Origin of the sequence: Streptomyces sp. NK15101 (assembly GCF_020400725.1) — a bacterium.
Classification (GTDB): domain Bacteria; phylum Actinomycetota; class Actinomycetes; order Streptomycetales; family Streptomycetaceae; genus Streptomyces.
This window is the reverse complement of the sequence record NZ_JAINVG010000008.1, coordinates 77,671-95,194: the sequence shown is the minus strand read 5'-3', so window position 1 is coordinate 95,194 and position 17,524 is coordinate 77,671. Positions and strand designations below refer to the sequence as shown.

14 protein-coding genes are annotated in these 17,524 nt (G+C 70.3%); 13 read left to right on the top strand and 1 reads right to left on the bottom strand.

Annotated features, from left to right (window positions below; genetic code table 11):
* Positions 1-8 precede the first annotated feature (8 nt).
* Both K7G60_RS06710 and clpX read left to right on the top strand, forming a co-directional pair.
* On the top strand, positions 9-671 hold the full coding sequence (locus tag K7G60_RS06710) for an ATP-dependent Clp protease proteolytic subunit (RefSeq protein WP_030684990.1): 663 nt from the start codon (positions 9-11) through the stop codon (positions 669-671).
* Between the two features lie 165 nt (positions 672-836).
* Positions 837-2,120 (top strand): ATP-dependent Clp protease ATP-binding subunit ClpX, encoded by a 1,284-nt coding sequence (gene clpX / locus K7G60_RS06705; protein WP_190156657.1) that lies wholly within the window; start codon positions 837-839, stop codon positions 2,118-2,120.
* Positions 2,121-2,189: 69 nt separating this feature from the next.
* On the opposite strand, the gene K7G60_RS06700 is transcribed toward clpX, so the two are convergent.
* Positions 2,190-3,146 (bottom strand): hypothetical protein, encoded by a 957-nt coding sequence (locus K7G60_RS06700; RefSeq protein ID WP_225799861.1) that lies wholly within the window; start codon positions 3,144-3,146, stop codon positions 2,190-2,192.
* A gap of 138 nt (positions 3,147-3,284) precedes the next feature.
* Here K7G60_RS06700 and K7G60_RS06695 point away from each other — a divergent pair, with 138 nt between their 5' ends.
* From K7G60_RS06695 to K7G60_RS06645, 11 genes are all read left to right on the top strand, one after another.
* The gene (locus K7G60_RS06695) at positions 3,285-5,906 is read left to right on the top strand and encodes a valine--tRNA ligase (RefSeq protein WP_225799860.1); all 2,622 of its coding nucleotides are present in this window, start codon (positions 3,285-3,287) and stop codon (positions 5,904-5,906) included.
* A 189-nt stretch (positions 5,907-6,095) separates the two neighbouring features.
* The gene (locus tag K7G60_RS06690; RefSeq protein ID WP_225799859.1) at positions 6,096-7,223 is read left to right on the top strand and encodes a sensor histidine kinase; all 1,128 of its coding nucleotides are present in this window, start codon (positions 6,096-6,098) and stop codon (positions 7,221-7,223) included.
* A gap of 62 nt (positions 7,224-7,285) precedes the next feature.
* Positions 7,286-8,785, top strand: a complete 1,500-nt coding sequence (locus tag K7G60_RS06685; protein ID WP_225799858.1) for a folylpolyglutamate synthase/dihydrofolate synthase family protein — start codon at positions 7,286-7,288, stop codon at positions 8,783-8,785.
* Positions 8,786-8,790: 5 nt separating this feature from the next.
* A complete protein-coding gene (locus tag K7G60_RS06680; protein WP_225799857.1) occupies positions 8,791-9,147 on the top strand; it encodes a DUF4233 domain-containing protein in 357 nt (118 codons plus the stop codon).
* A gap of 65 nt (positions 9,148-9,212) precedes the next feature.
* Complete coding sequence (gene ndk, locus K7G60_RS06675) at positions 9,213-9,626, top strand: nucleoside-diphosphate kinase (protein WP_093876112.1); 414 nt, start codon at positions 9,213-9,215, stop codon at positions 9,624-9,626.
* A 223-nt stretch (positions 9,627-9,849) separates the two neighbouring features.
* Positions 9,850-10,869 (top strand): rod shape-determining protein, encoded by a 1,020-nt coding sequence (locus tag K7G60_RS06670; RefSeq protein WP_017239313.1) that lies wholly within the window; start codon positions 9,850-9,852, stop codon positions 10,867-10,869.
* Positions 10,870-10,931: 62 nt separating this feature from the next.
* Positions 10,932-11,912: a rod shape-determining protein MreC gene (mreC, locus tag K7G60_RS06665; RefSeq protein ID WP_225799856.1), complete on the top strand. Its 981-nt coding sequence runs from the start codon at positions 10,932-10,934 to the stop codon at positions 11,910-11,912.
* Positions 11,909-12,577 (top strand): rod shape-determining protein MreD, encoded by a 669-nt coding sequence (gene mreD / locus K7G60_RS06660; protein WP_225799855.1) that lies wholly within the window; start codon positions 11,909-11,911, stop codon positions 12,575-12,577. Before mreC ends, mreD begins: the two co-directional genes overlap by 4 nt.
* 19 nt (positions 12,578-12,596) lie before the next feature.
* The gene (gene mrdA / locus K7G60_RS06655; protein ID WP_225799854.1) at positions 12,597-14,780 is read left to right on the top strand and encodes a penicillin-binding protein 2; all 2,184 of its coding nucleotides are present in this window, start codon (positions 12,597-12,599) and stop codon (positions 14,778-14,780) included.
* Between the two features lie 4 nt (positions 14,781-14,784).
* Entirely contained in the window at positions 14,785-15,984 is a 1,200-nt protein-coding gene (gene rodA / locus K7G60_RS06650; protein ID WP_225799853.1) for a rod shape-determining protein RodA, read from the top strand.
* A 19-nt stretch (positions 15,985-16,003) separates the two neighbouring features.
* The gene (locus tag K7G60_RS06645) at positions 16,004-17,518 is read left to right on the top strand and encodes a CYTH and CHAD domain-containing protein (RefSeq protein ID WP_225799852.1); all 1,515 of its coding nucleotides are present in this window, start codon (positions 16,004-16,006) and stop codon (positions 17,516-17,518) included.
* The last annotated feature ends 6 nt before the right edge of the window (positions 17,519-17,524 follow it).

The following is a 17,524-nucleotide window of genomic DNA, read 5'->3' as shown; positions in this document are numbered from 1 at the left end:
ACACCCAGATGCAGAACAACCTCTCCCCGAGCGGCCTCTACACCGGCGCGCCGATGGACAACCGCTACGTCGTTCCGCGCTTCGTCGAGCGCACCTCGCAGGGCGTGCGCGAGTACGACCCGTACGCGAAGCTCTTCGAGGAGCGAGTGATCTTCCTCGGCGTGCAGATCGACGACGCCTCCGCCAACGACGTCATGGCGCAGCTCCTGTGCCTGGAGTCGATGGACCCGGACCGCGACATCTCGATCTACATCAACAGCCCGGGCGGCTCCTTCACCGCCCTCACGGCCATCTACGACACGATGCAGTTCGTGAAGCCCGACATCCAGACGGTCTGCATGGGCCAGGCGGCCTCCGCCGCGGCCGTGCTGCTCGCCGCCGGCACCCCCGGCAAGCGGATGGCCCTGCCGAACGCCCGCGTGCTGATCCACCAGCCCTCCGGCGGCACCGGTCGTGAGCAGCTCTCCGACCTGGAGATCGCGGCCAACGAGATCCTGCGGATGCGCAGCCAGCTGGAGGAGATGCTGGCCAAGCACTCCTCGACGCCGATCGAGAAGATCCGCGACGACATCGAGCGTGACAAGATCCTGACGGCCGAGGACGCCCTGGCGTACGGCCTGATCGACCAGATCGTCTCGACCCGCAAGAGCACGGCCTCCGCCGAGCGCTGACGCCCGACCTTCCCTCGGCACGGTTCGCGGGGCTCGCGTGGCCGAATCGCGACCATGTGAACCGTGCCAAGGGGGGCCCGAACGGGGGGCCCGGCAAGGTACCGTCGAATATGAGGCACCAGGAGTCGCTGAACCAAGCGCTCCCAGGCGAAGGGGAAGCACCTCGTGGCACGCATCGGTGATGGCGGCGATCTGCTCAAGTGCTCGTTCTGCGGAAAGAGCCAGAAGCAGGTGAAGAAGCTCATCGCGGGACCCGGTGTGTACATCTGCGACGAGTGCATCGACCTCTGCAACGAGATCATCGAGGAGGAACTCGCGGAGACGAGCGAGGTGCGCTGGGAGGAACTCCCCAAGCCCCGCGAGATCTACGAGTTCCTCGAGGGGTACGTCGTCGGGCAGGAGCCCGCGAAGAAGGCCCTCTCGGTCGCGGTGTACAACCACTACAAGCGCGTCCAGGCCGGCGAGAACGGCGGCGCACAGGGCCGTGACGACGCCATCGAGCTGGCGAAGTCCAACATCCTGCTCCTCGGCCCCACGGGCTCGGGCAAGACGCTCCTGGCCCAGACCCTGGCCCGCATGCTCAACGTCCCGTTCGCCATCGCCGACGCGACGGCGCTGACGGAGGCCGGCTATGTCGGCGAGGACGTCGAGAACATCCTGCTCAAGCTGATCCAGGCGGCCGACTACGACGTCAAGAAGGCCGAGACCGGGATCATCTACATCGACGAGATCGACAAGGTCGCCCGTAAGAGCGAAAACCCGTCGATCACGCGTGACGTGAGCGGTGAGGGCGTCCAGCAGGCCCTCCTGAAGATCCTGGAGGGCACGACGGCCTCGGTCCCGCCCCAGGGCGGCCGGAAGCACCCGCACCAGGAGTTCATCCAGATCGACACGACGAACGTGCTCTTCATCGTGGGCGGCGCCTTCGCCGGCCTGGAGAAGATCATCGAGGCGCGGGCGGGCGCCAAGGGCATCGGCTTCGGGGCGACCATCCGCTCCAAGCGCGAGATCGAGGCGAGCGACCAGTTCCAGGAGGTCATGCCGGAGGACCTGGTGAAGTTCGGGATGATCCCCGAGTTCATCGGCCGTCTCCCCGTCCTCACCTCCGTCCACAACCTGGACCGCGAGGCGCTCCTCCAGATCCTGGTCGAGCCGCGCAACGCGCTGGTGAAGCAGTACCAGCGCCTCTTCGAACTCGACGGCGTGGAGCTGGACTTCGACCGCCCGGCCCTGGAGGCCATCGCCGACCAGGCGATCCTCCGCGGCACCGGCGCGCGCGGCCTGCGCGCCATCATGGAGGAGGTCCTCCAGTCGGTGATGTACGAGGTCCCGTCCCGCAAGGACGTGGCCCGCGTGGTCATCACGGCCGACGTCGTCCGCAACAACGTCAACCCGACGCTGGTCCCGCGGATCGTGAAGAACGACGGCAGGCACGAGAAGTCGGCCTGAGCCGTCCGGACGTGGAAGGGGCGCCCCGCCGACCGGCGGGGCGCCCCTTCCACGTGTGCGGGCCGTGGATCAGGCCTTGCTGCGGGAGGCCTTGTACTGCTGGGCCGTCAGCTCGGCGACCTGGTCCAGGGTGAGGCCCTGGCCGCCGGTCATCATGGTCGACAGGTCCATGGCGTTGACGACGCCGAGGGTGCTGTAGTCCGCCCAGATGCACGTGGGCACCGTGAACGACTTCGGGCCCGGAGTCGTCTCCGTCTTGGTGCTCTCCAGCGTGATGTTCTGGCACTTCATCAGCGCGCCCTCGAAGCCGCTCGGCGTCTTGCTCTCCGGGCTGCCGACGGGGGTCACCTTGAGGCCCTCGGACTCGCTGGCCTGGTCCTTCTCGTAGTTCGCGAACGCGGTGTCGAGCGCCTTCTCCGGGTCGGCGATCTCGCCCCACATGCCGTTCAGGCTCATGTTCTTGCCCTTGAGCGGGTCGGTGGAGGCGCCGGCCTTGTAAGACGCCTGGACGGCCTTGGGGTTCGTGATCCCCATGGCGTCGGCGCTGACCTTCTGCTTGTCGGTCAGGGGACCGCTCTTGTCGGCCCCCTCCTTCTTGTACTCGCCGACGGTGGCCGCAGGAGTGATCTTGTAGCCCTTGGTGTCGTCGGCGACGGCACCGTTTCCGCCACCGCCCAGCACGAAGTACGCGCCCACGCCGATCGCCGCCACGACCGCGACCGCGCCGATGATCCAGCCGGCCTTGGACTTCTTCGGAGCCGGGGGGTGGGGCACGTAGCCGCCGGGGCCCTGCGGGGCGCCGTACTGCGGCTGCTGGCCGTAGGGGCCGGGCTGCTGCGGGTAGCCGTAGGGGGGCTGCTGCGGCGGGACGCCCTGCGGGGCCTGCTGTGGGTATCCGTAACCCGGCTGCGGAGCCTGCGGCTGGCCGTAAGGGCCCGGCTGCTGCGGCTGCTGGCCGTAGGGGCCCGGCTGGCCGTATGGACCGGGCTGCTGGCCACCGTACGGGCCCGGCTGGTTGTAGCTCATCGACAGGTTCCCCTCACAGGATGTTTATGCCTGGCGAACATCCTGGCGGAACCACCGGCCGGGGAGTGCGGCGGGGGCCACACCGTTACCGAACCAAAGCGTTTCAGGACAGGACCGCGACACCCCTAAACTGGCCCCGTGACCGAGAACACTCAGCAGCAGACAGCGCCCACCACCGAACTGCCGACCACGTACGCGCCGGCCGAGGTAGAGGGGCCGCTGTACGAGCGCTGGGTAGAGCGCGGGTACTTCGAAGCGGACGCGAAGAGCGAGAAGCCGCCGTACACCATCGTCATCCCGCCGCCCAACGTCACCGGCTCCCTCCACCTGGGCCACGCCTTCGAGCACACGCTGATCGACGCCCTCACCCGCCGCAAGCGCATGCAGGGCTTCGAGACGCTGTGGCAGCCCGGCATGGACCACGCCGGCATCGCCACCCAGAACGTCGTCGAGCGCGAGCTCGCCAAGGAGGGCAAGTCCCGCCACGACCTGGGCCGTGAGGCGTTCGTCGAGCGGGTCTGGCAGTGGAAGGCCGAGTCCGGTGGTCAGATCTCCGGCCAGATGAAGCGCCTGGGTGACGGCGTCGCCTGGTCCCGTGAGCGCTTCACCATGGACGAAGGGCTGTCCCAGGCCGTCCAGACCATCTTCAAGAAGCTCTACGACGACGAGCTGATCTACCGCGCCGAGCGCATCATCAACTGGTGTCCGCGCTGCCTGACGGCCATTTCGGACATCGAGGTCGAGTACCAGGACGACGAGGGCGAGCTCGTCTCCATCCGCTACGGCGAGGGCGACGACTCCCTGGTCGTCGCCACCACCCGTGCCGAGACGATGCTCGGCGACACGGCCGTCGCCGTCCACCCCGACGACGAGCGCTACAAGCACCTGGTCGGCAAGCAGATCAAGCTGCCGCTGACGGACCGTACGATCCCGGTCGTCGCCGACACCCACGTCGACCCGGAGTTCGGCACCGGCGCCGTCAAGGTGACCCCGGCGCACGACCCGAACGACTTCGAGATCGGCCAGCGCCACAACCTGCCGAACCTCGCCGTCATGGACGAGCGCGCGGTCATCACCGTCCACGGCCCCTTCCAGGGCCTGGACCGCCTGGAGGCCCGCTCCGCCATCGTCGCCGCCCTGCGCGCCGAGGGCCGGATCGTCGCCGAGAAGCGTCCGTACGTCCACTCCGTCGGCCACTGCTCGCGCTGCAAGACCACCATCGAGCCGCGCCTGTCGATGCAGTGGTGGGTCAAGGTCGGCCCGCTCGCGAAGGCCGCCGGTGACGCGGTCCGCGACGGCAAGGTCAAGATCCACCCGCAGGAGATGGAGAAGCGGTACTTCGACTGGGTCGACAACCTGCACGACTGGTGCATCTCGCGCCAGCTCTGGTGGGGCCACCGCATCCCGGTCTGGTACGGCCCGAACGGCGAGGTCGTCTGCGTCGGACCGGACGAGCAGCCGCCGACGGGCGAGGGCTGGCACCAGGACACGGACGTCCTGGACACCTGGTTCTCCTCCGGCCTGTGGCCGTTCTCCACGCTCGGCTGGCCCGAGCGGACCGAGAGCCTCGAGAAGTTCTATCCGAACTCCGTCCTGGTCACCGGCTACGACATCCTCTTCTTCTGGGTCGCCCGGATGATGATGTTCGGTCTGTACGCGATGGACGGCACCCCGCCGTTCCACACCATCGCCCTGCACGGCATGGTCCGTGACCAGAACGGCAAGAAGATGTCGAAGTCCTTCGGCAACGTGGTCAACCCGCTGGACTGGATGGACCAGTACGGCTCCGACGCCGTCCGCTTCACCCTGGCCAACGGCGCCAACCCCGGCGTCGACGTCCCGATCGGCGAGGACTGGGTCAAGGCCTCCCGGAACTTCGCCAACAAGATCTGGAACGCCACCCGCTTCGCGCTCATGAACGGCGCGACCATCGAGGGCGAACTGCCCCCGGTCGAGCAGCTGTCGGCGACCGACCGCTGGATCCTGTCCCGCCTCAACAAGACCGTCGCCCAGGTCGACGCGTACTACGAGGACTACCAGTTCGCGAAGCTCAGCGACGCGCTCTACCACTTCGCGTGGGACGAGGTCTTCGACTGGTACGTCGAGCTGTCGAAGACGACGTTCTTCGCCGGCGGCGAGCAGGCCAAGGTCTCCGGCCGGGTCCTCGGCGAGGTCCTGGACGTCATGCTGCGCTTGCTGCACCCGATCGTCCCGTTCGTCACCGAGGCGCTGTGGACCACGCTCACCGGGCGTGAGTCCCTGGTCGTCGCCGAGTGGCCGAAGGACAGCGGCTTCCGCGACGACGCCGCCGAGGCCGAGATCGAGAACCTGCAGCAGGTCGTCACCGAGGTGCGCCGCTTCCGCGCCGACCAGGGCCTCCAGCCCGGCCAGAAGGTCCCGGCCCGCCTGGAGCTGGACGGCACGCCGCTCGCCGCCCACGAGGCCGCCATCCGCCAGCTGCTGCGCCTCCAGCCGGAGGGCGAGGGCTTCTCCGCCACCGCCTCCCTGCCGGTCGCCGGTGCCACCGTCGCGCTCGACCTCTCGGGCACGATCGACGTGGCCGCGGAGCGCAAGCGCCTCGCGAAGGACCTCGCCGCCGCCGAGAAGGAGAAGGCGCAGGCGGAGGCCAAGCTCGGGAACGAGGCCTTCCTGGCCAAGGCCCCCGACAACGTGGTGGACAAGATCAAGGGCCGCCTCGCCAAGGCGGACGAGGACATCGCCCGCATCCAGACCCAGCTGGCGAACCTGCCGCAGGCCTGATCCGTACGGAGCGCACGGAGGAAGGGGCCCGGGACCGGTCATCGGTTCCGGGCCCTTCGTCTTCCCCCGCTCGCGGCCGACGGCTTCGTCGGTCTGCGGCTGACAACTTTGTCCGGTTGTGGGTGACATCACGTGACTTGTGACCGAAGCCCGGCGGCCCGGGACGAAAGACCCGGGATGATGGAGGGCATGCTCCGCCTCCCCGCCGTCCCCGCGCTCCGCCGTCGCGTGGACCGGTGGGCCGTCTCGCCCCGCGCCCTCGACGTCGTCGCCGCGCTCTTCGCCTTCGGCCTGATGCTCCTGGACGTGCCGGGACTCGCCCGCGCCGACAACTCCCTCACCGGCGTCACCGCGACCCTCGTCCTCGCGGGCGGGGCGGCCGCGCTGGTGCTCCGGCGACGGCTGCCGTGGCTCCCGTACGCCGTGGCGCTCGGACTGATGGGCTGGCTGCACGAACTCACCATGATCCAGTTCGCGCTGTACTCGATCGGCCGCTACCGGGGACGGCGCGCCGCCGTCATCGCGACCCTGCTGTACGTCGCCGTGGCGTACGGCCTCTTCCTGACGCCCGGCTGGCCCGCCGAGCACGGCGAGACCCTCAGCGACTTCCTCAGCCTGGTCGTCCCGATCGGCGTCCTCGCGGCCGGCGTCGGCATCGCCGCCTACCGGCAGGACCTCGTCCGCGCCCTGGAGGTCCAGCGCCGCGAGGCCGCCGCCCGGCAGGCCGTGCAGGAGGAGCGGATCTCCGTGGGCCGGGACGTCCACGACCTGGTCGGCCGCGAGCTCACCGTCCTCGCGGTGCGGGCCGAGGTCCTCGCCGTACGGGCCAGGGGAGAGGCCCACCAGAAGGACTTCGAGGAGCTCGCGGACACCGCCCGGCGCGCCCACCTCATGCTCAACGAGACGATCGTGCGCCGGGACGCCACCCCGGGCCTCGAAGGGCTCCCCGAACTCGCCGGGGAGAGCGAACGGATGGGCAGCCCCGTCGACCTGACGGTCGCCGAGGAGGCCAAGGCGCTGTCCCCGCTCCGGCAGGCCGCCGTCCACCGCGTCGTCCGGGAGTGCCTGACGAACGCCGCCAAGCACGCGCCGGGCCTCCCCGTGACGGTCGCGATCACGGTGGAGGGGCCCGACCTGCGGATCGAGGTGCGCAACCCGCTGCCGAAGAGCCCGCCGGACCCGGCGCCCGTCTCCACCGGCACCGGCCTGTTCTCGATGGAGGAGCGGGTCACCAGCATGGGCGGCACGCTGCGGGCCCGCCGGGAGGACGGCGCCTACGTGGTGACGGCGCTGCTGCCGACGGGGCTGGGCCGGTAGCCCGAAAGTCCCGAAAGGGGTGGGTCCACGGTCCTGTCGGCACCGCTCCGTAGACTGGGCCCGTGAGCGAGCCGAGCGACCCGAATGACCAGTTCGACGACATCGTCGACACCGAGACAGACCGCGACCCCGACCTGGCGGTGATCGAGGCCGGCAGCCGCACCCTGCGCGCCCAGGCCGGACCGCCCCAGGGCGACCCCGTGCCCAGCCGTCCCGAGGACCCCGAGCTGGACAAGGCGCTGCGCGAGGTCGAGACCGAGCTGGCCACCCGCTGGGGCGAGACCAAGCTGGAGCCCTCCGTCAAGCGGATCGCGGCCCTGATGGACGTCCTCGGCGAGCCGCAGCGCGCGTACCCCTCGATCCACATCACCGGCACCAACGGCAAGACGTCGACGGCCCGCATGATCGAGGCCCTGCTCGGCGCCTTCGAGCTGCGCACCGGTCGCTACACCTCGCCGCACGTGCAGACCATCACCGAGCGGATCAGCCTGGACGGTGCCCCGATCTCGGCCGAGCGGTTCATCGAGACGTACCAGGACGTCAAGCCGTACGTGGAGCTGGTCGACGCCCGCGAGGAGTACCGGCTCTCCTTCTTCGAGGTCCTCACCGGCATGGCGTACGCCGCCTTCGCGGACGCCCCGGTCGACGTGGCGGTCGTCGAGGTCGGCATGGGCGGCACCTGGGACGCGACGAACGTCATCGACGCCTCCGTCGCCGTGGTCACCCCCATCGACCTCGACCACACCGACCGGCTCGGCGGGACGACCGCCGAGATCGCGGCCGAGAAGTCCGGGATCATCAAGCAGGGCGCGACCGTCATCCTGGCCCAGCAGCCGGTCGACGCGGCCCAGGTCCTGCTGAAGAAGGCCGTCGAGGCGGACGCGACCGTGGCCCGCGAGGGCATGGAGTTCGGCGTCGCCTCCCGCGAGGTCGCGGTCGGCGGCCAGCTCCTCACCCTGCGGGGCCTGGGCGGCGAGTACGACGACGTCTTCCTGCCGCTGCACGGCGCCTACCAGGCGCACAACGCCGCGGTGGCGCTCGCGGCGGTCGAGGCCTTCTTCGGGATCGGCGCCGAGCACGCCAGGACCCTGGACGTGGACACCGTCCGCCGGGCCTTCGCCCAGGTGGCCTCGCCGGGCCGCCTGGAGATCGTCCGCTCCTCGCCGACCGTCATCCTGGACGCCGCGCACAACCCGCACGGCGCGCGGGCGACGGCGGAGGGCATCAGCGAGGCCTTCGGCTTCTCCCGGCTCATCGGCGTGGTCTCCACGAGCGGGGACAAGGACGCCAAGGGTCTCCTGGAGGCCTTCGAGCCGATCTTCGCGGAGGTCGTGATCACCGCGAACTCCAACCCGCGGGCCACCGACGTGGACGCGCTCGCCGCGATCGCGGTCGAGGTCTTCGGCGAGGACCGGGTGGTCGTCGAGCCTCGGCTGCCCGACGCCATCGAGGCGGCCATCACCCTCGCGGAGGAAGAGGCCGAGTACGGCGGCGCGGGCGTCCTCGTGACCGGTTCGATCTTCACGGTCGGCGACGCCCGGCTGCTGCTGCGAAGGGGCTGAACCCGATGCGTGTGCTCTGTTCCTCGACCCTGATCGGCGAGTTCTTCGTGATCGGCTTCGCCGGGCTCGTCGCCATGAAGGACGACGGCCTCGCGACGTCCACCGTCTGGTGGGTCTGCGGCGTGGCCATGGCCGTCTCGGTGCTGCTGTGCGGGATGATCACCCGGCCGGGCGGGGTGCAGCTCGGCTGGGCCCTGCAGCTCGGGCTGGTCCTCAGCGGCTTCGTCGTCCCCACCATGTTCTTCCTCGGGGCCGTCTTCGCCGGTCTGTGGTGGGCCTCGGTGCACTACGGGCGCCGCATCGACGAGGTCAAGGCCGGCTGGGCCGCGGCCCAGGCCTCGGCAGGGCCTGACGCTGCGTAATCGCGGGACGTGCGGGCCCTGTAGCCTCGGAGGCCCGCACACCGTTTTTCCGAAGGAGTTCCCCCGTGAGCCAGCGATCGCTCGTCCTGCTCAAGCCCGACGCCGTCCGCCGTGGCCTGATCGGCGAGATCATCGGCCGCATCGAGCGCAAGGCCGGATGGGCCATCACCGCCCTGGAGCTGCGCGAGCTGGACCAGGACACGCTGGAGCAGCACTACGGCGAGCACAAGGGCAAGCCCTTCTACGAGCCGCTGATGGGGTTCATGCAGTCCGGCCCGGTCGTCGCGCTCGTCGTCGAGGGCGAGCGGGTCATCGAGGGCCTGCGCACGCTCGCCGGCCCGACCGACCCGATCGCCGCCGCGCCGGGTTCGATCCGCGGCGACTTCGGCACCATCGTCCGGGAGAACCTGATCCACGCGTCGGACTCGGAGGAGTCCGCCGCCCGTGAACTGAAGATCTTCTTCCCGGGTCTCGTCTGAACCGCTCGCTGACCCGGTGTCAGTCGATCGGCACAACCCTGTGGGGCGACCGAAGGAATTCGGTCGCCCCCAGGCATATGAACGTCAATCCCGGGAACGGATCGCCGCGTCCTTCCGTCACCTGTACAGAGGTGGACCACCGCGCGCCATCCGTGCGGGCGGCACTACGATGGAAAACTCCACGCCGCACCACTCTCAGCCATGGGAAATCAAGGGGAACTCAATGTCGTTCATCGGCCGTGACATGGCTGTCGACCTCGGGACCGCCAACACGCTGGTGTACGTCAGGGGGCGAGGCATCGTTCTGAACGAGCCGTCAGTCGTCGCCATCAACACCAACACCGGAGGCATCCTCGCGGTCGGCGCCGAGGCGAAGAAGATGATCGGCCGGACTCCCGGCAACATCGTCGCCGTGCGCCCGCTCAAGGACGGTGTGATCGCCGACTTCGAGATCACCGAGCGGATGCTCCGCTACTTCATCCTCAAGATCCACAAGCGCCGTTACCTGGCCCGCCCCCGCGTCGTCGTCTGCGTGCCCTCCGGCATCACCGGAGTGGAGCGCCGCGCCGTCATCGAGGCGTCCACCCAGGCCGGCGCCCGCCAGGTGCACATCATCGAGGAGCCCATGGCGGCGGCCATCGGCTCGGGCCTCCCCGTCCACGAGGCCACCGGCAACATGGTCGTCGACATCGGCGGCGGCACCACCGAGGTCGCCGTCATCTCCCTCGGCGGAATCGTCACGGCACAGTCCATCCGGGTCGCCGGCGACGAGCTGGACAACGCGATCATCCAGCACATCAAGAAGGAGTACTCCCTCCTCCTCGGCGAGCGCACCGCCGAGCAGATCAAGATCACCATCGGCTCCGCGTACGACCTCGACAAGGACGAGCACACCGAGATCCGCGGCCGCGACCTCGTCTCCGGTCTGCCCAAGACCGTGGTCATCTCCGCGGCCGAGGTCCGCAAGGCCATCGAGGAGCCGGTCAACGCGATCGTCGACGCCGTGAAGACCACCCTCGACAAGTGCCCGCCGGAGCTCTCCGGTGACGTCATGGACCGCGGCATCGTTCTCACGGGTGGCGGCGCCCTGCTCCGCGGCCTCGACGAGCGCCTCCGGCGCGAGACCGGCATGCCGATCCACATCGCCGAGGACCCGTTGGACTCGGTGGCGCTCGGATCCGGCAAGTGCGTGGAGGAGTTCGAGGCCCTCCAGCAGGTCCTGGACGCCCAGCCGCGCCGCTAGCGACGACGTTTCACCCGAACAGCCGAACAACCGAACCACGAGGAAAGGCACGGCCGCCGCACGTGAGGGACACACGAGAGAGCCGGCTGCTCCTGGTGCTGCTGATCGCCATCGCGTTCGCACTGATCACGGTGGACATCCGCGGCGGCCAGGAGTCACCCGTCGACGGTGCCCGACAGGCCGCAGCGGCGGTCTTCGGCCCGGTCGAGAACGGTGTGGCGGCCGCCGTCGATCCCGTCGGCAACGCCATAGGGGCGGTACGGGATTCCGGCGAGCGGCACACCCGGATCGCCGCCCTGGAGAAGGAGAACGCCGAACTCAAGGCGAAGCTCGGCAGCGACGACCGCAACCGCAGCCGGCTGAGCGAGCTCGACGCCATGCTCAAGACCGCCGGCGCCGGGCAGTACGGCATCAAGGGCGCCCAGGTCGTCGCCATAGGAGCGGCCCAGGGCTTCTCCTGGACCGTCACCGTCGACGTCGGTGCCCGCGACGGCATCAAGCGCGACATGACCGTGCTCAACGGCTCCGGGCTCGTCGGCCGCGTCACCACCGTCGGCCCCTCCACCTCCACGGTCCTCCTCGCCAACGACCCCGACTTCACCGTCGGCACCCGCATGGAGAAGTCGAACGAACTCGGCTTCGCCACCGGCCAGGGCAACGGCCCCCTCCTCGTCCAGCTCCTCAACGGCAAGGCCAAGGTCAAGCCCGGCGACCGGCTCGTCACGTTCGGCTCCGCGGGCGACAAGCCCTTCGTGCCCGGCGTCCCGGTCGGCGAGATCGTCCGCGTCGACCCGGCGGGCGGCGGCCTGACCCGTAACGTCTACGTCCGCCCGTTCGTCGGCTTCACCAGGCTCGACATCGTCGGCGTCGTCGTCCAGGCCCCGGCCTCCGACCCCCGCGACACGGTCCTGCCGCGGAAACCCAAGCCCGCGCCGACCGTCACCGTCACGGTCACGCCACCGCCACCGGACGGCCGGAAACCGGATCAGGACCAGCAGGCACAGCAGAACCAGCAGCAGGACCAGGGGGGCGTGACACCGTGAAGTTCAACCGCATCCTCCTCTCCGCCGCCCTGATCGTGGTGGCCCTGGTCGTCCAGGTCTCCGTCCTCGCCCGCCTCCAGCTCCCCGGCGCCGTCCCCGACCTCGTCCTCCTCACCGTCGTCGGCCTCGCCCTCGTGTACGGACCCGTCGGCGGCTCCCTCGTCGGCTTCACCGCCGGCCTCCTCGCCGACCTCGCCCCGCCCGCCGACCACGCCGCCGGCCGCTACGCCCTCGTGCTCTGCGTCATCGGCTACCTCGTCGGCCTCGCGAAGCCGGACAACGGCCGGCTCACCTCCGCGGCCGGCCCCATGGCCGTCGTCGCCGCCGCGGCCGTCGGCTCCACGCTCCTCTACGCGGGCGTGGGCGCCCTCGTCGGCGACACCGCCGCCCGCCATGTCGGCCTCGGCTTCCTGCTGTTCACCGCGGGCCTGTACGACCTGCTCCTCGCGCCCTTCACGGTGCCGCTCATCATGGCCCTCGCCCGCCGCGCCGAGAACGACCCGCTCGCCGACACCGGCGGCGGCAACGGCGTCGACGTCGCCACCGGCTGGCTCTCCTCCGGCACCGGCCTGAGGATCGGCGCCCAGCGCGGCGGCCTGCGGGTGAAGGCCGCACGCAACCGCGCCTCACGCGCCGGACGCATCAAGGGAGTCAAGCGACTGTGACCGAGGGGGCACCGGCAGTATGAGCAACATCCCCGAGACCGGGCGGACCCCCCGGGTCCAGATCCGGCTCGTCGTCATCCAGATCCTCGTCTTCTCCCTGCTCCTCACCCTGGGGGGCCGGCTCTGGTACCTCCAGATCCGCAACGGCAAGGAGTACACGAACGAGGCGAAGAACAACCACGTCCAGCAGGTCGTCCAGCCCGCCGTCCGCGGCTCCATCATCGACGCCCGCGGCGTCCCCCTCGCCGACAACGAGACCCGGCTCGTCGTCTCCGCGTCCCGCACCGAGCTGATGAAGATGAAGGACCGGGGCAAGGCCGTCCTGACCCGGCTCGCCGGCGTCCTCGAGATGAAGCCCGACGAGGTCATCAACAAGATCCGGCTCTGCGACTCGAAGACCCCGAAGCCCTGTTGGAACGGTTCGCCCTACCAGCCCATCCCGGTCACCGACGACGCCACCACCCAGCAGGCGCTGACGATCCGTGAGAGCTCCGAGGACTTCCCCGGCATCACCGCCGAACCCACCGCCGTGCGCCGCTACCCCGCGCCCGGCAAGGCCCGCACGGCCCAGGTGCTCGGCTACCTCTCGCCCGTCACCGACGGGGAGATCGAGAAGGCCAAGGACACCGACTCGCCGTTCCTCCGCTCCGACCAGGTCGGACGCTCCGGAATCGAGCGCACGTACGACAAGGAGCTGCGCGGCAAGGCCGGCGTGACCCGCTACGAGGTGGACAACCTCGGCCGCGTCATGGGCCAGACGAAGTCCGACCCCGGCGTGGCCGGGTCCACCCTCGTCACCAGCATCGACGCCCGGGTCCAGGCCGTCGCCGAGTACGAGCTCAACGAGGCGATGAAGGCCGTCCGGCAGGAGACCGACAAGATCACCGGCCGCAAGTACGAGGCCGACGCGGGCGCCGTCGTCGTCATGGAGTCCAAGACCGGCCGCGTCGTCGCGATGGCCTCCCAGCCCGACTACGACCCCAACGCCTGGGTCGGCGGCATCTCCGCCAAGGACTACGCCGCGCTGACCAGCAAGGGCTCCAACTACCCGCTGCTCAACCGGGCCATCCAGGGCCAGGCGCCCGCCGGCTCCGTCTTCAAGGTGGTCTCGGCGAGCGCGGCCGTCCGCGCCGGCTACGACTTCAACGACAAGTACAACTGCAGCAGCTCCTACAGCATGGGCAACCGGAGTTTCGCGAACTTCGAGTCCAAGGGGCACGGCCCCATCACCCTCGGCGACGCGCTCAAGTTCTCCTGCAACACCGTCTTCTACCGCCTCGGCCACCAGGAGTGGCAGCGCGACGGCGGCCTCAGCCCCAAGAACCCGCACGACTGGTTCTACCGGACCGCCCACGACTTCGGGTTCGGCTCCGAGACCGGCATCGACCTGCCGAACGAGGTCACGGGCCGCATCCCCGACCGCCAGTGGAAGCAGCGCTTCTGGGAGGCCAACAAGGACGCCTGGTGCAAGCAGGGCAAGAAGGGCGGCACGTACGTCGAGCAGATCGCGTACGAGAGCTGCCTCGAAGGCAACCAGCTCAAGGCCTTCGACAGCATCAACTTCGCCATCGGCCAGGGCGACGTCCTCATCACCCCCATCCAGCTGGCCACCGCCTACTCGGCCATCAGCAACGGCGGCACCCTCTACAACCCCACCGTCGGCAAGGCCGTGATCAGCCCCGACGGCAAGTCGATCCGGGAGATCCGGCCCAAGGCCCACGGCAGGCTGCCGGTCGACGCCCAGACCATCAGGGACCTCGACAAGGGCCTGCGCTCCGTCGTCGAACCCGGCGGCACCGCCGCCTGGCGGTTCGGCGGCTGGCCCCAGGACAAGATCCCGATGCACGCCAAGACCGGAACCGCCCAGGTCTACGGCAAGCAGACGACGTCCTGGCTGGCGACGTACACCAAGGACTTCACGATCGTCATGACGATCTCCCAGGGCGGCACCGGCTCCGGAGCCTCCGGCCCCGCCGTGCGCAACATCTACGACGCGATCTACGGACTCGACGACGCGGGCAACCAGGACCTCAAGCGAGCCCTCCTGCCGCAGCCGCAGAAGGGCCTGCCGAAGGTCAACGCCGACGGCACCATCGACGCCCCCGACATCAAGCCGTACGACCCCAAGTCGCAGCTGGTCGACCCGGCCAAGGACGACGCACCACCGCCACTCGCGGGCCCGCCGGCCCACTTGAGGGACTGACCCGATGACGACCCGTACGAGCTTCTCCGTCTCCCGTTACGCACCCGACCGCGGGCCGCTCGCGAAACTCACCGCCCGCGACTCGGTGCTGCGCCGGCTCGACTGGCCGATCCTCCTGTCGGCGCTCGCGCTCTCCCTGCTCGGCGCCCTGCTCGTCTGGTCCGCCACCCGCGGCCGTACCGAGCTCAACAACGGCGACCCCTACTACTTCCTCTTCCGCCACCTGCTCAACACCGGCATCGGGCTCGCCCTGATGATCGGCACGGTCTGGCTCGGCCACCGGACCCTGCGCGGTGCCGTGCCGGTCCTCTACGCCATCTCGATCGTGCTCATCCTCGCCGTGCTCACCCCGCTCGGCGCCACCATCAACGGCGCCCACGCGTGGATCGTCATCGGCGGCGGCTTCTCGCTCCAGCCCAGCGAGTTCGTGAAGATCACGATCATCCTGATCATGGCGATGCTCCTCGCCGCCAAGGTCGACGCCGGAGACCAGCTCCACCCCGACCACGGCACCGTCGCCAAGGCCCTCGCCCTGGCCGCCCTCCCCATGGGCATCGTCATGCTGATGCCCGACCTCGGCTCGGTCATGGTCATGGCCGTCATCGTGCTCGGCGTGCTGCTCGCCTCCGGCGCCTCCAACCGCTGGGTCCTCGGCCTCATCGGCGCCGGCGTCGGCGGCGCGGTCCTCGTCACCGCCCTCGGCATGCTCGACGAGTACCAGATCAACCGCTTCGCCGCCTTCGCCAACCCCGAGCTCGACCCCGCGGGCGTCGGCTACAACACCAACCAGGCCCGCATCGCGATCGGCTCCGGCGGCCTGTACGGCACGGGTCTGTTCAAGGGCCACCAGACCAGCGGCCAGTTCGTCCCCGAGCAGCAGACCGACTTCATCTTCACCGTCGCGGGGGAGGAGCTCGGCTTCATCGGCGCCGGCCTGATCCTCGTCCTCCTCGGCGTCATCCTCTGGCGCTCCTGCCGGATCGCCCGCGAGACCACCGAGCTCTACGGCACGATCGTCGCGGCCGGCATCATCGCCTGGTTCGCCTTCCAGTCCTTCGAGAACATCGGCATGACGCTCGGCATCATGCCGGTCGCCGGCCTCCCGCTGCCGTTCGTCTCGTACGGCGGCTCGTCGATGTTCGCCGTGTGGGTGGCCATCGGACTGCTCCAGTCGATCCGCGTACAACGCCCGATGACGGCCTGACGACGGTTAGATTCGAGGTATGGCCGAGACGAAGCGCGAGATCGAGCGGAAGTACGAAGCCACCGGGGAGACCCCGCCACCGGACCTCACCCGCGTCCCCGGAGTCTCGGAGGTCGTGGACCGGGGCGTCATGGAACTCGACGCCGTCTACTACGACACCCCGGACCTCCGGCTGGCGGCCGGCGCCGTCACCCTCCGCCGCCGCACCGGCGGGAGCGACGCCGGCTGGCACGTGAAGTTCCCCGTCGCCGCCGGAGTCCGCGACGAGATCAGGGCCCCGCTGAGCGACACCCTGCCGGATGAGCTCGCAGGACTCCTGCGCTCCCGCGTCCGCGACGCGGAGGTCGTCCCGGTCGTCCGCCTCCGCTCGGCACGTGACGTCCGCCACCTCCTCGACGCCGACGGCACCCTCCTCGCCGAACTCTCCGTCGACACCGTCCACGCCGAACGCCTGCCCGAAGGCGCGGTGGCCACCTGGACCGAGATCGAGGTCGAACTCGCGGACGACGTCGACCCGGCCCTCCTCGACGCCGTCGAGAAACGCCTCCGCAAGGCGGGCATCCACCCCTCCGCGTCGCCGTCCAAGCTCGCCCGGGCCCTCAAGGAGACCGGCTCGGAACCCCAGGCGGCCCCCACCGCCGGGAAGCCCGGCACCGCGGGCGCCGCCGTCCTCGCCTACGTACGGGAACAGGCCGAGGCGATCGTCGCGCTCGACCCCGCCGTACGCCGCGACCTGCCCGACGCCGTCCACCAGCTGCGGGTCGCCTGCCGCCGGATGCGCAGCGCCTTCAAGACCTACCGCAAGGTCCTCGACCGGGAGGTCACCGACCCCGTCGGCGACGAGCTGAAATGGCTCGCCGGAGAGCTCGGCGTCGCCCGCGACCAGGAGGTCCTCGACGCACGGCTGCGCGCCCGCGTCGCCGACCTGCCCCCCGCCCTCACCCTCGGCCCCGTCGAGGCCCGGCTGCGCCGCCGGGACGCCGCCCTCGCCAGGAACGCCCGGCACCAGGCCCTCGCCGCCCTCGACTCCGACCGCCACCTCGCCCTCCTCGACACCCTCGACGCGCTCCTCGCCGCCCCGCCGCTGCGCAAGGCCGCCCGCCGCGACGCCCGCCCGGTCCTCGCCCGCGCCGTCCGCAAGGACCACGCCCGCCTCGGCCGCCGGATCGAGCACGCCCTCTCCCTCGGCCCCGGCCACGAGCGCGACCTCGCCCTCCACGAGGCCCGCAAGGCCGCCAAGCGCGCCCGCTACGCCGCCGACGCGGCCCGCCCCACCCTCGGCAAGCCCGCCAAGCGGCTCTCGAAACGCGTCAAGGCCGTCCAGTCCCTCCTCGGAGAACACCAGGACGCCGTCGTCGCCCGCGTCGCCCTCCGGGAGTTCGGGATCATGGCCCACGGCGTCGGCGAATCGGCCTTCACCTGGGGACTCCTCTACGGCCGCGAGGAGGCGGCGGCCGACGCGGCCGAGCGGGAACTGCCCGCGGCGTGGGCCCGGGCCTCGGCTCCGGAGCTCACGGCGGCTCTGACCCGCTGAGCACCG

Coding starts and splice junctions, on each gene's coding strand:
- K7G60_RS06680 (WP_225799857.1), top strand. CDS start 8,791: ATGCGTGTGCTCTGTTCCTCGACCCTGATCGGCGAGTTCTTCGTGATC.
- K7G60_RS06690 (WP_225799859.1), top strand. CDS start 6,096: ATGCTCCGCCTCCCCGCCGTCCCCGCGCTCCGCCGTCGCGTGGACCGG.
- K7G60_RS06645 (WP_225799852.1), top strand. CDS start 16,004: ATGGCCGAGACGAAGCGCGAGATCGAGCGGAAGTACGAAGCCACCGGG.
- K7G60_RS06670 (WP_017239313.1), top strand. CDS start 9,850: ATGTCGTTCATCGGCCGTGACATGGCTGTCGACCTCGGGACCGCCAAC.
- K7G60_RS06700 (WP_225799861.1), bottom strand. CDS start 3,146: ATGAGCTACAACCAGCCGGGCCCGTACGGTGGCCAGCAGCCCGGTCCA.
- mrdA (WP_225799854.1), top strand. CDS start 12,597: ATGAGCAACATCCCCGAGACCGGGCGGACCCCCCGGGTCCAGATCCGG.
- K7G60_RS06710 (WP_030684990.1), top strand. CDS start 9: ATGCAGAACAACCTCTCCCCGAGCGGCCTCTACACCGGCGCGCCGATG.
- rodA (WP_225799853.1), top strand. CDS start 14,785: ATGACGACCCGTACGAGCTTCTCCGTCTCCCGTTACGCACCCGACCGC.